The organism is Arthrobacter sp. JDC6, assembly GCF_056484025.1.
In genome coordinates, this window is the sequence record NZ_CM151278.1 from 3,074,528 (window position 1) to 3,091,828 (window position 17,301).

At 67.9% G+C, this 17,301-nt stretch carries 14 protein-coding genes; 9 read left to right on the plus strand and 5 right to left on the minus strand.

Annotation, left to right across the window (positions count from 1 at the left end; genetic code table 11):
* Window positions 1–45: 45 nt before the first annotated feature.
* Entirely contained in the window at window positions 46–426 is a 381-nt protein-coding gene (nirD, locus tag ACV095_RS14255; protein WP_018770113.1) for a nitrite reductase small subunit NirD, read from the minus strand.
* Between the two features lie 272 nt (window positions 427–698).
* Between nirD and nirB the strand changes: the two genes are divergently transcribed.
* The 6 genes from nirB (at window position 699) to ACV095_RS14285 (ending at window position 7,779) form a co-directional block, all read left to right on the plus strand.
* Window positions 699–3,341: a nitrite reductase large subunit NirB gene (gene nirB, locus ACV095_RS14260; protein WP_018770114.1), complete on the plus strand. Its 2,643-nt coding sequence runs from the start codon at window positions 699–701 to the stop codon at window positions 3,339–3,341.
* A gap of 2 nt (window positions 3,342–3,343) precedes the next feature.
* Window positions 3,344–4,375: a uroporphyrinogen-III C-methyltransferase gene (gene cobA / locus ACV095_RS14265; RefSeq protein ID WP_018770115.1), complete on the plus strand. Its 1,032-nt coding sequence runs from the start codon at window positions 3,344–3,346 to the stop codon at window positions 4,373–4,375.
* A 14-nt stretch (window positions 4,376–4,389) separates the two neighbouring features.
* On the plus strand, window positions 4,390–5,556 hold the full coding sequence (locus tag ACV095_RS14270) for a uroporphyrinogen-III synthase (protein ID WP_018770116.1): 1,167 nt from the start codon (window positions 4,390–4,392) through the stop codon (window positions 5,554–5,556).
* A gap of 225 nt (window positions 5,557–5,781) precedes the next feature.
* Window positions 5,782–6,654, plus strand: a complete 873-nt coding sequence (locus tag ACV095_RS14275; protein WP_026265906.1) for an FAD-dependent oxidoreductase — start codon at window positions 5,782–5,784, stop codon at window positions 6,652–6,654.
* A gap of 89 nt (window positions 6,655–6,743) precedes the next feature.
* Entirely contained in the window at window positions 6,744–7,463 is a 720-nt protein-coding gene (deoC, locus tag ACV095_RS14280; protein WP_018770118.1) for a deoxyribose-phosphate aldolase, read from the plus strand.
* Between the two features lie 52 nt (window positions 7,464–7,515).
* The gene (locus tag ACV095_RS14285) at window positions 7,516–7,779 is read left to right on the plus strand and encodes a hypothetical protein (protein WP_018770119.1); all 264 of its coding nucleotides are present in this window, start codon (window positions 7,516–7,518) and stop codon (window positions 7,777–7,779) included.
* A gap of 81 nt (window positions 7,780–7,860) precedes the next feature.
* On the opposite strand, the gene ACV095_RS14290 is transcribed toward ACV095_RS14285, so the two are convergent.
* Window positions 7,861–8,673 carry a metal-dependent hydrolase gene (locus ACV095_RS14290; RefSeq protein ID WP_018770120.1) on the minus strand — a complete coding sequence of 271 codons (813 nt, stop codon included), beginning with the start codon at window positions 8,671–8,673 and terminating at the stop codon, window positions 7,861–7,863.
* Window positions 8,674–8,679: 6 nt separating this feature from the next.
* Entirely contained in the window at window positions 8,680–12,444 is a 3,765-nt protein-coding gene (gene mfd, locus ACV095_RS14295; RefSeq protein WP_478222122.1) for a transcription-repair coupling factor, read from the minus strand.
* A gap of 311 nt (window positions 12,445–12,755) precedes the next feature.
* Here mfd and ACV095_RS14300 point away from each other — a divergent pair, with 311 nt between their 5' ends.
* The 3 genes from ACV095_RS14300 to ACV095_RS14310 are packed head-to-tail and all read left to right on the plus strand — an operon-like array spanning window position 12,756 to window position 15,028.
* Window positions 12,756–14,261, plus strand: coding sequence for an SDR family oxidoreductase (locus tag ACV095_RS14300; RefSeq protein WP_478222123.1), 1,506 nt, complete (start codon window positions 12,756–12,758; stop codon window positions 14,259–14,261).
* A 44-nt stretch (window positions 14,262–14,305) separates the two neighbouring features.
* Complete coding sequence (locus ACV095_RS14305) at window positions 14,306–14,803, plus strand: DUF2505 domain-containing protein (protein WP_018770123.1); 498 nt, start codon at window positions 14,306–14,308, stop codon at window positions 14,801–14,803.
* A gap of 3 nt (window positions 14,804–14,806) precedes the next feature.
* Window positions 14,807–15,028 carry an SCO4848 family membrane protein gene (locus tag ACV095_RS14310; protein WP_056393524.1) on the plus strand — a complete coding sequence of 74 codons (222 nt, stop codon included), beginning with the start codon at window positions 14,807–14,809 and terminating at the stop codon, window positions 15,026–15,028.
* Window positions 15,029–15,118: 90 nt separating this feature from the next.
* Here ACV095_RS14310 and sufU read toward each other — a convergent pair whose 3' ends face one another.
* Both sufU and ACV095_RS14320 read right to left on the minus strand, forming a co-directional pair.
* Complete coding sequence (gene sufU, locus ACV095_RS14315) at window positions 15,119–15,568, minus strand: Fe-S cluster assembly sulfur transfer protein SufU (RefSeq protein ID WP_018770125.1); 450 nt, start codon at window positions 15,566–15,568, stop codon at window positions 15,119–15,121.
* A 23-nt stretch (window positions 15,569–15,591) separates the two neighbouring features.
* A complete protein-coding gene (locus ACV095_RS14320) occupies window positions 15,592–16,917 on the minus strand; it encodes a SufS family cysteine desulfurase (protein WP_026265910.1) in 1,326 nt (441 codons plus the stop codon).
* Between the last annotated feature and the right edge of the window lie 384 nt (window positions 16,918–17,301).

Below are 17,301 nucleotides of genomic sequence, written 5' to 3' on the forward strand. Positions count from 1 at the left end.
CGCCTGGGCCACTCAAGGCCCGGCGCCCCTTAAGGGGTGCGGGTGTTACAGCTGCACCTCGACGATGCCGTCGGTGACCCGGGTGCTGAATGCTGCCAGGCGCAGGCCCGGTGTGGTGAAGCATTCGCCGGTCTCAAGGTCGTAGACCTCCTTGTGCAGGGGGGAGGCGATGGTGGGCCGCGTCCCCTTTGAGCCCAGGATGCCGCGCGCCATGACGTGGGCTCCGGTGGCCGGGTCCTCGTGTGCCACGGCGAAGACTTCACTGGGGCCGGTGCGGAACAGCGCCACCTGCCGGCCTGCCACCAGTGCGGCCTCGCCCCAGGCTGGTTCGAGGTCCTCCACCGCGCAGACACGGTGCCAGCCGGTGTGGAATCCAGCGATGTCAGATTCGGCGGCGAGCGCCCCAAGTTCCAGTGTTGCCGTCATGTCCGGCTCCTTTCCCTGTGCCTGTTGTCCTTGCACGGCTGCTTTTGCGGCCGTTTCCAACGCTAGGGTCCGGGTGTTTCAACGGGGTGCGGTGAATGTGTCCGGCGCGTAAAAGAGACCTAACCCGCCCGGAAATGCGCTCGTGATGCAGAAGTTAAGTTGGCGAAACAAATGGGAAACTGAAGCGAAACTGCGTCTCCCTAGTCTGGATGGACAGCTCGTCAGAGAAGGCTGCAGGAAAACTGCCTGCGGCCCATGCGAAAGGCCCATCAGTGACCGAACAGACTTCAAGCACAGAGACTCCGCGCCGCATCGTCGTCGCCGGCGGCGGCCCCGCGGCCCACCGTTTTGCGGACGCAATGCATGCCCGCGGCCTCGATGGCTGGCATGTCACGGTCCTCACCGAGGAAGTCCACCTCCCCTATGACCGGGTGGCGCTGTCCAAAGCCCTCACCGACAACGACGTCGACCTGACGCTCGGCACGGCGTCCATGTGGGACCACGCCGGCCTGGACCTGAAGACCGGCGAGCGCGTCGTAAAGATCAACGCCGAAGCGAAGACGGTGGAAACCGCCGCCGGCAACAGCTACCCCTACGACGAACTCGTGGTCGCCACCGGCTCGAATGCGGCCCGCCTGCCCATCCCCGGCGCGGAGCACACGCACGTCTACCGCACGCTTGAAGACGTCTGGGCCATCAACAAGGCCATCGCGGAGCTCACGGAGAAGCTCGGCCGCAAGGTCAACGCCGTCACTATCGGCGGCGGGCTCCTGGGCCTCGAGTCAGCTGCCGGCACCGAGCAGCTCGGCGCCAACCCGATCGTCATCGACGGTTCCCAGTGGCTGATGGCCACCCAGCTCGACGAGGGCGCGGGCCAGGCCATGGGCAGGCTCATCAAATCCAAGGGTTTCGAAGTCCACGGCGGGGTCTTTCCCTCGGAGGTACTTTCCGACGACGACGGCCAGGTCACCGGGGTGCTGATGGCCGACGGCCGCGTCATCGACGCCGACATCGTGATCGTCGCCATCGGCGTCCGTCCCCGCGATGAACTCTTCCGCGCCGCCGAGGGCGAGGAACAGGTATTCAGCCTGGGTCCCCGCGGCGGCGTGGTCATCAACGACTACTGCGAAACCGAAGTGCCCGGCATCTGGGCCATCGGTGAAGTGGCCAACTACGGCGGCATGTGCCTGGGCCTGGTGGCGCCGGCCAACACCATGGCGGAGATCGTGGCCGACCGGCTGCACGGTGGGGATGCCACCTTCCCGGGCTTCGACACCGCCACCAAGCTCAAGCTGTCCGGTGTGGACGTGGCCAGCTTCGGTGACGCGTTCGCCAAGACCGAGCACGCCCTGGAAATCGTCTATGCCGACCCGGCCCGCGGCGTCTACCAGAAGATCGTGACCACGGATGACGCCAAGACCCTCCTGGGCGGCATCTTCGTCGGCGATGCCTCCCCTTACATGAGCCTGCGCCCGCTCCTGGGCCGCGAGCTCCCGGCCGAACCGGGCGCCTTCCTGAGCGCGGCCGGCGGTGGCGAGGCGCCGGAGACCGAACTGCCGGATGACGCCACGCTGTGCTCCTGCAACAACGTCACGGCCGGAACCATCCGTGACACCATCAACGCCTGCGGCGCCTGCGAGGGCAACGCCCCGGTCCAGGAACTGGGCGAGTTGAAGGGCTGCACCCGGGCCGGCACCCAGTGCGGCTCCTGCGTCCCCATGCTGAAGAAGCTGCTGGAAACCGAGCTGACCAAGTCCGGTGTGGAGGTCTCCAAGGCCCTCTGCGAGCATATCGAACTGTCCCGCCAGGAACTGTTCGACGCCATCCGCGTCCTGGGGCTGACCTCCTTCGAAGAGATCATGGCCAAGTACGGCACCGGCGCCGGCTGCGACATCTGCAAGCCGACGATCGCCAACATCCTGGCCAGCCAGAACAGCGCCTACGTCCTGGACGCCGGCCGCGGCACCCTGCAGGACACCAACGACCGCGCCCTGGCCAACATGCAGAAGGACGGCACCTACTCGGTGGTCCCCCGCATCGCCGGCGGTGAGATCACCCCCAAGAAGCTGGGCGTCATTGCGGCCGTGGCCGAGAAGTACGGCCTGTACACCAAGATCACCGGCGGCCAGCGCATCGACATGTTCGGCGCCCGGCTGGAGCAGCTGCCGGAGATCTGGAAGGAACTGGTGGACGCCGGCTTCGAGTCCGGCCAGGCCTACGGCAAGAGCCTGCGGACCGTGAAGTCCTGCGTCGGTTCCACCTGGTGCCGCTTCGGCGTCCAGGATTCGGTGGCCATGGCCATCAAGCTGGAACTGCGCTACCGCGGCCTGCGCAGCCCGCACAAGCTCAAGATGGGTGTTTCCGGCTGTGCCCGCGAATGCGCAGAGGCGCGCGGCAAGGACGTGGGCGTGATCGCCACGGCCGACGGCTGGAACCTGTACGTGGGCGGCAACGGCGGAGCCACCCCGGCCCACGCCCAGCTCCTGGCCAAGGACCTGGACGACGAAACCCTGATCAAGTACATCGACCGCTACTTCATGTACTACATCCGCACCGCGGACCGCCTGCAGCGCACGGCCCGCTGGCAGGAGGAGCTCGACGGCGGCATCAAGCACGTTGAGGACGTGGTGGTGAAGGACACCCTGGGCATCGCCGAGGACCTTGAGGCCGCCATGGCCAAGCACGTGGACACGTACGTGGATGAATGGGCAGACACCCTCAAGGACCCCGAACGCCTGCGCCGGTTCCGCTCCTTCGTCAATGCCCCCGACCAGAAGGACGACTCCATCACCTTCGTCCCGGACGAGCGCGGCCAGATGCGCCCCGCCACTCCGGAGGAAAAAGGCAAGGTCCTGATCGGGGCTTCCATCCCGGTCCGCTCCGCCACCACGGAAACCCCTGGAAACGAGGCATAGCCATGCAGCTCAGTATCGACCTCACCGGCCGGAACGTCCTGGTGGCCGGCGCCCCCGACGCCGCGCGGCAGGCGGTGCGGCGGTACCAAGCCGCGGGCGCCGTCGTGCACCGCCTTGGCAGCCCCGAAGAGGCGCGGCTCGTCCACCTGCCGGAGCGGCTGTTCCTGGTCGCCGCCGTCGAGGACGGACAGCCCGGCTGGGACGCCTTCCTGGACCGCTGCCGGAAGACCGGCATCCCGGTCGCGGCCGAGCCTGCTGCGGGACCCGCCGGACACGTCACCCTGGTGGGCGGCGGCCCCGGCACGAGCGACCTGCTCACCGTGGCGGCGGTCAAGGCACTCCGCGATGCCGACGTCGTGTTCTACGACCGACTGGCGCCGTACCAGGAACTGCCGCGGCTGACCTCCGCGGAACTCGTGGACGTCGGAAAGAAGCCTGGCCACCACAAGGTCAGCCAGTCTGACATCGAAAAGCTGATGGTGGAAAGTGCCCTTGCCGGCAACAACGTGGTCCGCCTCAAGGGCGGGGACCCCTACGTCTTTGGCCGCGGCGGCGAGGAAGTTGCCGCCTGCGTGGCAGCCGGCGTCAAAGTGCACGTCATCTCCGGCGTCACCAGCGCCATCTCGGTCCCGGCCGCAGCAGGCATCCCGGTGACCCACCGCGAAGTCAGCCACATGTTCACCGTGGTCTCCGGGCACGCCCCGCTGACAGAGAAGGAGCACCACCACCTGGCCGGTCTGGGCGGCACCATTGTGGTGCTCATGGGCATCGGCACCCTCCACCAGCTGGCGGCAGGCCTGCGCCGCGCCGGGATGCGCCCGGACATGCCCATGGCCGTGGTGGAGCGGGGCTACCGGCCCGGCCAGCGCACCACCATCGCTGACCTCGGCACCATCACCTCCGCCGCTGCCGGCTGCAGCAACCCGGCAGTGCTGGTCATCGGCGAGGTGGTGCGGGTGGCTGAAGCGAACCGTGACCACGCCGGTGCCGCCGCAGACCTGGACAGGCTGGCGGCCTCGCTGCTGGGATCATGAAAGGATTGACCCCCATGACTGCACTTGCACCGGCTGAACCAGCCCAGGCCGCACCGACGACGCAGGCCGAAGAAGCCACCGATGCCGCGGAGTCGCCCTTGGAAGGGTTCCGCATCGGCGTCACCTCGGACCGGCGGTCGCGCGACCTGATCGAGGCCCTGGAGCGCCGGGGTGCCGAAGTGCTGCATGCGCCGGCGCTGAAGATCGCCCCCGTCCAGGAGGACATGCGCCTCATCGAGGACACGCGGGCCATCATCGCCGCCAAGCCGGACCTGTGCATCGCCACCACCGCCTACGGCATGCGCCGGTGGTGCGAGGCCGCTGACTCCTTCGGGATCGGCGACGAACTGCTGGAAACGCTGGGAAACTGCCGCATGTTCGTCCGGGGGCCCAAAGCCCGCGGTGCCGTGCGCGCGGCCGGCCTTGCCGACGTCGGCATCAGCAGCGACGAAACCACCGCCACGCTGGTGGACATGCTGCTCACCGAAGGCGTCCGGGGCAAGACCGTCGCCATGCAGCTGCACGGCTACACCGACGTCCGCCAGATTGAACGCCTGCGGATGTCCGGCGCCACGGTCCTCACCGTCACGCCCTACCGGTGGGTCAAGCCCGACGGCGAGGACAGGCTGCCGCGCCTGATCGAGGCCGCCTGCAGCGGGAACCTGGACGTCCTGACCTTCACCAGCGCCCCAGCCGTGGACGCGATGTGGAGCACCGCCCACGAAATGGGCCTGTACAAGCAGCTGGTGGAAAGCCTGAAACTGAACGTCACCACCGCCGTGGTGGGTCCCGTGACGGCACAGCCACTCCTGGACGCGGGCGTGACGCCGCTCATCCCGGAACGTTTCCGCATGGGGGCCCTCATCCGGCTGGTGTGCGAGCACCTGGCCCTGAACCATGTCCGGCGGCTGGACACCCGCTCCGGGAACATCGAGCTTCGCGGCCGCAGCCTGCGGATCGACGGCCAGGCGGTGGAACTGGCACCCGCTCCCCTGCTGCTCCTGCGCGCCCTGCTGGGTGCCGGCGGCGCTGTCCTGTCCCGTGAATCCCTCTCCGACCTGCTGGAACTCCGGGGTTCCGTGCACGCACTGGACATGACGGTCAGCAGGCTGCGTTCGTCACTGCCGGACGGAAAGCTCATTGAAACGGTAGTCAAGCGCGGGTACCGGATCCGCGTCTAAGGAACGCCTGTGCCGGCCACTTGTGCGCCGGGAATGGCGGATTGTGTCCGCCGGCCGGTGAATGAGAGGTGGGTCACGGGTTCTGTTACCGGCCGGTAAATACTGGCGAACACGGGCCCGGTAAACAGCAATGGGTGGGTAACACAACCGAAAAAGCAGGCCCCTACGCTGGGTTCCATCATGAAGTTCCGGCCGGTTCCCGGCCGCCAGCGAAAGGGCCAGCACATGTCCGCTCCGGCACCCTCAACGTCCACCTCCGCCGCAACCCGCATCGTCATCGCCGGCGCCGGTCCCGCCGCCCAGGCCCTGGTGGCCCAACTGGACCGGGCACGGTTCGCCGGCACCATCACCGTGCTGAGCAACCGCGATGACACCCCGGCGGAACTGCTGGAGCTGGCCATGCTCCCCCAGGTCTCCGTCCGCTTTGGCCAGCCGGCCAGCCACATCGATGCTGCCAAGCGCACGGTGGCAACCGCCGACGGCATGGAATTCGCCTACGACCAGCTGGTCATCGCCACCGGTTCGGCTCCCGTGGCCAACCCGGTGGACGGCGCCGCGCAGTGCCTGAGCTACTCCACCATCGATGACGCCCCGCGCATTGCGGACGGAGTGCAGGAAGTCACCCGCGAGCTGGGCCGCCGCCCCGTGGGGATCCTGGTGGGCACCGGGGCAGCGGCAGGGCAGGCCGAAGCGGTACTCCGGGCCAAGGGGGTGCGGCCAATCCGCACCACCGCCCGGCCCGCGGCCATCATCCCCGCCGTCGTTTCCGGAGGGGCCGGTTCCCCCCTCGCCGCCTCCGCCGTGGTCTTTGAAGACGGCAGCAGCATGACCGGCGACCTGGTGGTCCTGGCCGAGGAGCGGGTATCCCGGGACGGCCTCGCCGCCAGCGCGGGCCTGCGGACGGCCGCCGGCGGCGGCATCGAGATCAGCAGGGACTTCCGGACGTCCGTGCCGGGGATCTGGGCGATCGGCGACGCAGCAGCGTTCGACGGCGTGCGCCTGGGGCTGCTGGTGGCCGCCGCGTCGGCGGCAGGTGCCTGTGCCACCCAGTTGCTGACTGCCGCGGCTGCAGCGCCGGTCCTTCAGGCTGCCGCCTGAGCGGCCGCCACCGGCGCCGTGCGCTGTGACAAGATGGTTCCCGAAACCGAGTCAACGCCGGGCCCACAAGGCCCTTCGAGAGGACCATCATGAGCAACGAAGCCACCGTTCACGCAGGAACCGCTGATCCGGCCGGGACCGCGAACATCGCCTCCTACATCGACCACACGCTGCTCAAGCCCGAAGCCTCGGAAGCTGACGTGCTGAAGGTCTGCGCGGAGGCAGCCGAGTACCGGTTCAAGTCGGTCTGCGTCAACCCCATCTGGGTCAAGACCGTCACCAAGGCGCTCAAGGGCTCCGGCGTCCTCACCTGTTCCGTGGTGGGCTTTCCGCTGGGGGCCACCCCTACAGACGTGAAGTCGTTCGAGGCCCGCGGCGCCGTGCTGGACGGCGCGGACGAGGTGGACATGGTGATCAACATTGCCGCCGCGAGGGCCGGTGACCAGGGCGCCTTGACCGAGGACATCGCCGCGGTGGCCGAGACGGTGCACGCCGGCGGCGCCATCCTGAAAGTCATCATCGAAACAGCCCTGCTCACGGATGAGCAGAAGGTGCTGGCATGCCGGGCGGCCGTTGAGGCCGGGGCGGACTTCGTGAAAACCTCCACGGGCTTCAACGGTGGCGGCGCCACCGTTGAAGACGTGGCCCTGATGCGCCGCGCGGTGGGCCCTGACCTGGGGGTCAAGGCCTCCGGCGGCGTACGGTCCCTGGCCGACGCGCAGGCTATGATTGCAGCAGGTGCAACACGAATTGGTGCCAGCTCCGGGATTGCCATCGTCAAGGGTGAACAGGGTTCAACCGCTTACTGACCGGACCCGGAAGCGGCCGCAGACCAAGCCCCGCGGGGCCGAGGAGGAACATATGTCCAGCCAGATCAACGCGTCCAGCCGGGACTCGGCGTCGAACCAGGACTCCGTCCGGACCCCGCAGAACGAGAACAACCTCGCCACCAGCGTCATCCTGTTCGCGGTCTGCTTCGTGCTGTTCCTGGGCGCCATCTACTCGCTGTCCTTCCTCAGCCTGGGCAACCCGTGGCCCATGGCCGCCTGCCTGGCCCTGTTTGCGCTGGCCTTCTGGATCCCGCAGACCATCCTGGGCCGGTCCGACTCTGCGGGCGAGCACTAACACCCACTCCATACAGCAAACAACGGACCGGCGGACTTTTCCGCCGGTCCGTTGCTGTTTCCCGCTGAAGGGTGTTGCCTGCTAGAACCAGAGCCTGATCCAGGCGCCCGCGGCAGCCGCCGCACGGCCCCAGTGCTGTTGGGCGATGGCCCAGCCGGCCATCGACATGCCCACCATGGCGTACGCGCTGACCGGGATCAGCACCAGCCACTCCCGCTTGGAACCGGCACGCCCCAGCAGGGGAAGGGACAGGGCGCCGTTGGCCCGCCAGACGTTCCGCAGCAGGGGCAGCCGGCGCAGTATTTTCGGCGGCCGGACCACCAGCGGCCACAGCAGCGGCACTCCTCCGGTGGTGATGAGGTCGCCCACGATGTGCACCACCACCCCGATCAGCATCGAGGTGGGCAGCCAGGTCCACTGCCCCGGCGCGTATACGGTGACCAGGCCCGCCATGACCAGCGCGAAGATCCAGTTGGAGATAAAGCCGCTTTTGGGAAAGAGCTTCAGCGCCTTCGCCGCAATGTTGATCAGGAACATGCACAGCAGCCCGGCCCCCACGGACAGGCGGCCCCAGCCGGTGTCCAGGTGCACCTGCGATGCCAGGCCGGCGAGGAAGACAAAAACCGCGGCACCAAGGATGGAGTGCGTTCCCTGCCGGTGGCCCCCGCTGGCGTTCTCGATGCCGCGCGCAATCACGTTGGACAGCGGCGGCAGCGAGTGGGCCACCGTGCTTGCCCGGTGGTCCCAGTCGCACACCAGTGCCGTGCCCGCGGTGGCCATGCCGCCGATGAGGATGCCCGTGGGATCCAGCGGGTACCAACCCAGGGTGTAGGGGCCGGTGGACGCAACAGCTACCCACGCCGCGGCTCCAGACGCGGCGTGGTGTCCTCCCATCACGTACTAGCCGCTGACTGCCGGGGCGGCGAGCGGGGCGTCGGAGAAGATATTCCGGATCACGCCGTTGGCCCATTCCAGGATCTCGGCGTCCTGCAGATCCCGTCCGCCGATCCGTGCCGTCTTGGGCTTGGGGATGAGGACGGCGTCGAGTGCGGGTTTGGACTGCGATCCGGGGTACATCCGGTTCAGGCGCATGATCTTGGATTCCGGGAGCGAGGCCGGGGAGAACTTGATGAAGTTGCCCTGCAGAGCGACGTCGGACAGGCCGGCTTCGCGCGCACCAACACGGAAGCGTGCCACCGCCACCAGGTTCTGGGCGGGCAGCGGAAGTTCACCGTAGCGGTCAACGAGCTCGGCCTGGACCTCGTCGATGGCCTCATTGGTGATGGCCGCCGCGAGCTTCCGGTAGGCCTCCAGGCGCAGCCGTTCGCCGGGGACATAGTCGTGCGGCAGGTGGGCGTTGACGGGCAGCTCGATCTTCATCTCCGCGGCCTTTTCTTCGGCCTCGCCCCGGTAGTCCGCCACGGCCTCGCCCACCAGCCGGATGTACAGGTCAAAGCCCACTCCCTGGATGTGGCCGGACTGTTCGCCGCCCAGCAGGTTGCCGGCACCGCGGATTTCCAGGTCCTTCATGGCCAACTGCATGCCGGCGCCCAGTTCGTTGTGCGCGGCCACGGCCTTGAGCCGTTCCAGCGCCACCTCGCCCAGCGGCTTCTCTGACGGATACAGGAAGTAGGCGTAGGCGCGTTCACGGCCACGGCCCACGCGGCCGCGGAGCTGGTGCAGCTGGGACAGGCCGTACTTGTCCGCGCCGTCCACGATCAACGTGTTGGCGTTGGAGATGTCCAGGCCGGTCTCGATGATGGTGGTGCACACCAGCACGTCGAAGCGCCGCTCCCAGAAGTCAACGATGATCTGCTCCAGGCGGCTCTCCGACATCTTGCCGTGCGCCACCTCGACCCGTGCCTCGGGCACCAGCTCGCGGATCCTGGCGGCCGTCCGCTCGATAGTGGACACCCGGTTGTGGACCAGGAACACCTGGCCTTCACGCATCAGCTCGCGGCGGATGGCGGCCGAGGTCTGCTTGTCCGTGTACGGGCCCACGTAGGTCAGCACGGGGTGCCGTTCCTCCGGCGGGGTGGCCAGGGTGGAGGTTTCCCGGATGCCGGTGAGGGACATCTCCAGGGTGCGGGGAATCGGGGTGGCACTCATGGCCAGGACGTCCACGTTGGTGCGCATCTTCTTCAGCGCTTCCTTGTGCTCCACGCCGAACCGCTGTTCCTCGTCCACGATCACCAGGCCCAGGTCCTTGAACTCAAAGTCCTTGGCCAACAGCCGGTGCGTGCCGATCACCACGTCCACGGCACCGCTCTTCACACCCTCCGCCGTCTCCTTCGCTTCCTTGGCGCTCTGGAACCGGGACAACGGCTTCACCCGCAGCGGGAAGCCGGAGAAGCGTTCGGTGAAGGTCTCGTAGTGCTGCTGGGCCAGCAGGGTGGTGGGCACCAGCACCGCCACCTGTTTGCCGTCCTGCACCGCCTTGAAGGCAGCGCGCACCGCGATCTCGGTCTTGCCGTAGCCCACGTCGCCGGACACCAGCCGGTCCATGGGAATCTCCCGCTCCATGTCCGCCTTAACCTCGTTGATGGTGGTCAGCTGGTCCGGCGTCTCCACATACGGGAACGCCTCCTCCAGTTCCCGCTGCCAGGGCGTGTCGGGTCCAAACGCGTGGCCACGGGAGGCCATGCGGGCAGAGTACAGCCGGATCAGTTCGCCGGCGATCTCCTTGACGGCTTTGCGGGCCTTGGACTTGGTACTGGCCCAGTCCGCGCCGCCCATCTTGCTCAGCACGGGGGTGTCGCCGCCCACGTAGCGGGTCACCTGGTCCAGCTGGTCCGTGGGGACGAACAGCCGGTCGCCGGGTGCGCCGCGCTTGGCCGGCGCGTACTCCAGCACCAGGTATTCCCGGACGCCGTCGCCGCCGCCGGCCACCTTGCGCTGGATGAGTTCCACGAACCGGCCAATGCCGTGCTGTTCATGGACCACGTGGTCCCCCGCCACCAGTTGCAGGGGATCGACGGCGTTGCGCCGTTTGGAGGGCATCCTCCGCATGTCCTTGGTGGACCCGGCGGAGGTCCGTCCCAGCAGGTCGGCTTCGGTGAGCAGGCCCAGTTTGAGGCCGTCCAGGACAAAACCACGGCCGACGGCGGCAGTGGTCACCTCGATGATGCCCGGCTGGGGTTCGTGGTCCAGGCTGTCCACCCGGGCACAGGGAATGTCGTTCTCATGGAACAACTCGGCCAGGCGCTGGGCCGGCCCGGGCCCTTCCGTGGCCACCACGATCCGCCACTGGTCGCGGACGTGCGAACCGATGAACTCCATCATTTCCGCCACGTCGCCCTGGTAGCCCCGCGGCTCCCGGGCATGCAGGTTCAGCACGTCGATCTCGGGCAGCAGCTCCGCGTCCTGCGCCAGTGACGTAATCGACCACCAGGACACGCCGTGCTCCAGCGAGGAGGTGCGCGTTTCCGCCAGGGACCGGAAGCTGGCAGAGTGCAGCGCCGCACTCGCCTGCGAGCTGAGGTCCAAAGGTGCCGCACCGCCGTCGGACGCGGTGGACCATGCCGCTTCGAGGAACTCCTCGTTGGTGGCGGCAAGGTCGTGGGCGCGGGTGCGCACCTTCTCCGGCTCGATCAGCACGGCGATGGAGTCGGCAGGCAGCTGGTCAACGAACGGAACCATCGCATCCACCAGCACCGGCGCCAGGGATTCCATGCCCTCCACGGCGATTCCGCCGGCGATCTTCTCCAGCATGTCCGCGGCGGCCGGAAGCTGGGACTTCAGCGTGGCGGCGCGGGACATGACGGACGGGGTGATGAGGATTTCCCGGCACGGCGGGGCATGCAGTTCGGCGGGGTGGTGGACGCCCGGGGCGGACAGCGAGCGCTGGTCGGCCACGGCAAACCAGCGCATCTGGTCCACTTCGTCCCCGAAGAACTCCACCCTGATGGGGTGGTCCTCGGTGGGCGGGAAAACGTCGATGATGCCGCCGCGGACGGCGAACTCACCGCGGTGCGTCACCATGTCCACACGGGCGTACGCGGCGTCGGCAAGGCTCTTCACGACGTCGGAGAACGGCACCTCCTGGCCCACCTTCAGCGTGACGGGAACCAGGTCGCCCAGGCCCGCTACCACCGGCTGGACCACGGCGCGGACCGGCGCGACGACGACGCGGAGCCGGCCCGCCGTCGAGCTTTCCGGATGGGCTGGATTTTCCGGATGGGCCAGGCGGCGCAGCACGGACAAGCGGCGGCCTACGGTGTCCGAGCGCGGCGACAGCCGCTCGTGCGGGAGGGTCTCCCAGCTGGGGAACTCGGCCACCGAATCCGCGGGCAGGTAGGCGCGCAGGGCCGCAGTGAGGTCCTCCGCCTCCCGGCCGGTGGCAGTGACGGCCAGCACCACGCCCGGCTCCATACCGCCCGCCTGTTCCGCCTTGGCCGCCAGCCCGTCAGCCATCTCCGCGAGCAGCACCGGCCGGAGTCCCGGAGGAGCGCTGATCTGGTAGTCCTGTCCGCGGACGGCGAATCCCCGGGCAGCCTCGGCGCGGACCCGGGCGAACGTCTGGTCCGGCGCCAGGGCACGGCGCAGCCCGTCCAGCGACGGGGCGGCACTGGTCTTGGCGGGCCGGTCCGTGCCTGTCCTGGACGTGCCCGTGCTGGATGTGCCTGTGCTGGATGTGCCGGCGGCGGACTGGCCGGGAAGACTCATGGCAGAAGCTCCTGTGGTGTTCATCGAGGGTCGCAGGCAACGCGAAAACCCGAAATTCGCTGCGAATCCCGGGTACTCCCAGCCTACAGCGCAGGAACGACATGGCAGCGCGGCGCCCACAGGCCTAGGCTGGCAGGGCCGGACAGTTGCCCGTTCGGAGCCCCTTAGTTCGGAGCCATTTTGTTGGGAGCCATTTTGTTGGGAGCCCTGTTGTTCGGAGCCGCGGCCCGTCCGGACGGGCCGCGGCTCCGAACTACAAAGGACGAAGCCAGGCCGGGACGAACAGGGGCCAGGACCATACAGGAGCCAGCATGACTGCAATGAGCGCCCAGCCAGCACCAAAGACTGTCCTTGTCACCGGGGCCACCGGTTACATCGGCGGCCGCCTGGTGCCCCGGCTTTTGGAAGCAGGCCACACCGTCAAGGTGCTGGTCCGCTCGCCGGACAAGATCGCCGGCGTGCCCTGGCGGGACAAAGTGGACGTGGTGGAAAGCGGCCTGGACGACGGCGACGCCCTCCGCGACGCCCTGGCCGGCGTCGAGGTCTTCTACTACCTGGTGCATTCGATGGCCGCCGGCGCGGGATTCGAAGCCAAGGAAAAGGCCATGGCCAGGACGGCCGCGGATGCTGCAGCGGCCGCGGGGGTCCGCCGGATCGTCTACCTTGGCGGCCTGCACCCCCAGGGGGTGGAGCTGTCCACCCACATGCGGTCACGGGAGGCGGTGGGCAAGGTCTTCCTGGAGAGCCCGGTGGACGCCGTAGTGTTCCAGGCAGGCGTGGTGATCGGCTCCGGCTCCGCCTCCTTCGAGATGATCCGGCACCTCTCCGAAACGCTGCCCCTGATGCCGGCGCCCAGCTGGGTGCGCAACAGGATCGAAGCCATCGCCGTGCGTGATGTCCTCTACTACCTGGTGTCCGCAGCGTCGCTGGAGGGCCCCATCAACCGCACCTTCGACATCGGCTGCCGGCAGGTGCTGACCTACGCGGGGATGATGCAGGAGTACGCCGCCGAAGCGGGCCTGCCCTACCGGGTGGTGCTGGCGCTGCCGGTACCGGCACCCAAGCTGGCAGGCATGTGGGTGGCCCTGACAACACCCATCCCGCTCTCCATGGCCGTGCCGCTGGTCCAGTCCCTGCAGCATGACGCGGTGGCCAACGAACACGACATCGACCAGTACATTCCCCAGCCCGACGGCGGCCTGACCCCCTACCGCACGGCGGTGGCCCTGGCGCTGGGAAAGGAGCGGGACGGCCAGGTGGAGACCACCTGGGCCAACGCCGGTGCCGACTCCGATCCGCTTCCCAGCGACCCCGATTGGTCGGGGCACAAGGTGTACATCGACGAGCGGACCTTCCACGGCGATGTGGACCCGGCCCACGTCTGGACGATCATCGAGGGCATCGGCGGGCGCAACGGCTGGTATTCCCTGCCCCTGGCCTGGCAGGTCCGCGGCTGGCTGGACAAACTGACCGGCGGCGCAGGCCTGCTGCGTGGCCGGCGGCACCCGCACACCCTGGCCATCGGCGAAGTGGTGGACTGGTGGCGGGTGGAGCAGATCGACCGGGGCAGGCTCCTGCGGCTGCGGGCCGAGATGCGGGCGCCGGGACGGGCCTGGCTGGAGCTTTCCGTGGAGCCCGACGGCGCGGGCAGCCGCTACCGGCAGCGCGCCATCTTCTTCCCCAAGGGATTGAGCGGACGGCTCTATTGGCTCGCCGTGCTTCCGTTCCACAGCCTGATCTTCCCGGCCATGGCCCGGAACATCACCGCTGCCGCCCAGAAACTTGCCGATGCGGAGCCCTCGCCGGTCACCCCGTAGGATGTTGGAGGCGTAAATCCTTTCCCCAAATCCCAGGAGGACCCATGGCGCTGAGCGCAACCACAACCCTTCCGCACTCCGTTGACAGCGTTGCTGCTGTGCTGGTGAACGAAGATTTCCAGCGCCACGTCAGCCAACTGGTAGGCGGCACCCTGGAGTCCTTCAGCGTGGACGGTGACATCGCAGGGGCCTTCAACGCCACCTCGGTGCGTACCCTCCCCACCACGCGCCTGCCCGAGATTGCCCGCAAGTTCGTGGGTGAGCACCTGAAGGTGACGCAGGTTGAAAACTGGGAGGCCCCGGCCGCCGACGGCTCCCGCCAGAGCAACATTTCGCTGAAGATCGCCGGCGCCCCGGTGGATGTCACGGCCGTCCAGCGCCTGGTGGCCGATGCCGGTGGAACCCGGGTGGAGCTCGAGGGCGCCGTTAAGTCCTCTGTTCCGTTCCTGGGCGGCAAGATCGCCGACGCCGCCGAACCCATGGTGGCCAAAGCCCTGAACCTGCAGGCCGCACAGGCTCAGGCCTGGCTGGAAAGCCACTAACCCATGCAGCTTCCCGTCCTCGCAGCGCTGGTCCTCATCGTCGCCGGCGTCTGGTCCCTGGTGGTCTGGCCGCAGTTCCTGCGCCGCGTGATGAAGGATCCCCGCGCCCGCGATGCGGCAGGAAAGGCCACCAAATTCCTGACCGTGCACGTGGTGCTGGTGAGCATCTCCATGGTGCTGGGACTCGCCACAGCGGTGATCGGTGTTCTCGGCCTGCTGGGCTGAACCAGCCGTTCCACGGCGCGAAAACAGCCCGGACCTTACTCCTGTTGGAGCAAGGTCCGGGCTGTTTCCGTCTGGCCTGGGTTGCCTGGCCTAGGCTGCCTGGTTAAGCGCGTCCTCCGCAGCAACCCAGGAGATCATGGCGCACTTGACCCGGGCTGCGTAGCGTGCCACTCCTTCGAACGCTGCCGCATCCCCAAGCAGCTCAGGATCAGCATGGACCTTCCCACGGGACCTCAGCACCTCCCGGAAGCTGTCGATAATTTCGTGCAGTTCAGCCACGGTCATGCCTTCGGCGAGGTCGCTGAGGACGGACGCCGAGGCCATGGAAATGGAGCAGCCGGCGCCGTCCCACGCCACCTGTGCCACTTTCCCGTCCTGGACGGCGAGCCGGAGTGTAACTTCGTCGCCGCACACGGGGTTGAGCTGGTGCGACTGCCCGGTGGAGGTGCCTTGGGGCGCTTCGGTCGCGGCGAGCCCGCTGCCGTGGCGGGCCTTCGAATGGTCCAGGATGATCTGCTGGTACAGCTGGTCAAGGCTCATGGTGTCACCTTTCGTCTTCTCCGCTATGCGCGGAAGTAGGCCCGGACGCCGGCAACGGCTTCAAGGAAGCGGTCCACGTCGTCCGTGGTGTTGTAGAGGTAGGCGCTGGCCCGGGTCGTGGCGGTCAGTCCAAGCCTGCGGTGCAGCGGCTGGGCGCAGTGGTGTCCCACGCGGACAGCGATTCCCCGGGAGTCCAGGAACTGTCCCACGTCATGGGCGTGGACGCCTTCGACGTCGAACGCGGCAAGGCCGATCCGTTCCTTTCCGGCTGCCGGGCCCAGGACCCGGACGCCGGGAATGGATTCCAGCCCCGCCACCATGCGCTGGCCCAGTGCGGCCTCCCACGCATGGATCCGGGCCAGCCCGGTTTCCGTCAGGTAGTTCGCTGCGGCCGCCATGGCTACCGCCTGGGAGATGCGCTGGGTGCCCGCTTCGAAGCGCTGGGGCGCCGGGAGGTACTCGGCCCGCTCCATGGTGACGGTAGTGATCATTGACCCGCCGGTCAGGAACGGCGGGAGGATGTCCAGCAGCTCCTGCCGCCCGTACAGCACGCCAATCCCCGTGGGGGCGAGCATCTTGTGGCCGGAGAAGACCGCGAAGTCCACGCCGAGTTCCTTGACGTTCAAGGGCAGGTGGGGAGCCGACTGGCAGGCGTCCAGGACAACCAAGGCGCCGGCCGCATGCCCGAGGGCCGTCAGTTCCGCTACCGGGTTGATGATTCCCAGGACGTTGGAAGCGTGGGTGAAGGCCAGGACTTTGGTACGCGGGCCGATAATCCCGGCGGCCTGGTCCATGCGAAGGCTGCCGTCATCTCCGATGGGGATGTACCGGAGGGTGGCTCCTGTGCGGAATGCCAGCTCCTGCCATGGAATCAGGTTGGCATGGTGTTCCATCTCGGTCACCACGATGTCGTCCCCGGGCCCCAGGGACAGCTCCCCGAGCCGCTGGTCGCCGCGGCCCTGGGCAGCCCACAGTCCGGCATTGGACAGCGCATAGGAGAGGAGGTTCAGTCCCTCCGTCGCGTTCGAGGTCCAGATGGTTTCCTCGTAGTCCGCACCGATGAAGTCGGCGATGGTTTGGCGGGCGTCCTCGAAGACTTCGGTGGCCTCAACCGCAAGATGGTGGGCGCCCCGGTGCACGGCAGCGTTGCGCTGCTCATAGAATTCCTGCTCGGCTTCGATGACGCTCACGGGGTTCTGGGATGTGGCCCCGGAGTCGAGGTAGACCAGCGGCTGTCCGTTCACCAGTTGGTTGAGGACCGGGAAGTCATTGCGGATGCGCAGCACCTCGGCGTTGTCCATGACAGGTACGGCACGTTCCAGTGTGGCTGGCGTTGATACTACGGCCAAAACGAACTCCTTGGGCTGCCCATGTCTGACAACCCAATTGTCCCACACACGGCTGTGGCGGCCGCCCGGAAGGGGCGGCCGCCACCGCTGCCCCGGGCTTCGGCCGAGGGAGTAAAGGGCCGGCGACGGCTGGGGGGAGAGTCTCGGTCTCAGAAGACTCTGACGTCGCCGGCCCCGTCTTGACCCGGTCCCTGGGGACCGGAAGTTGAGAGGGCCTCACTGTCCTGATTGGCTGCTCTGCGGCTTCCGGCCTGCCGCTTTGCTTTGCCTCCTTAAGTAAATCCCGTGGGGCCCTTACGTACACGAGTAGGGTGTACTCGAATCCAGGCGGGTGCACTACCGGGTTGGCGCTCCTGCGCACCCTCCGGGCGGGATGATTGGCGG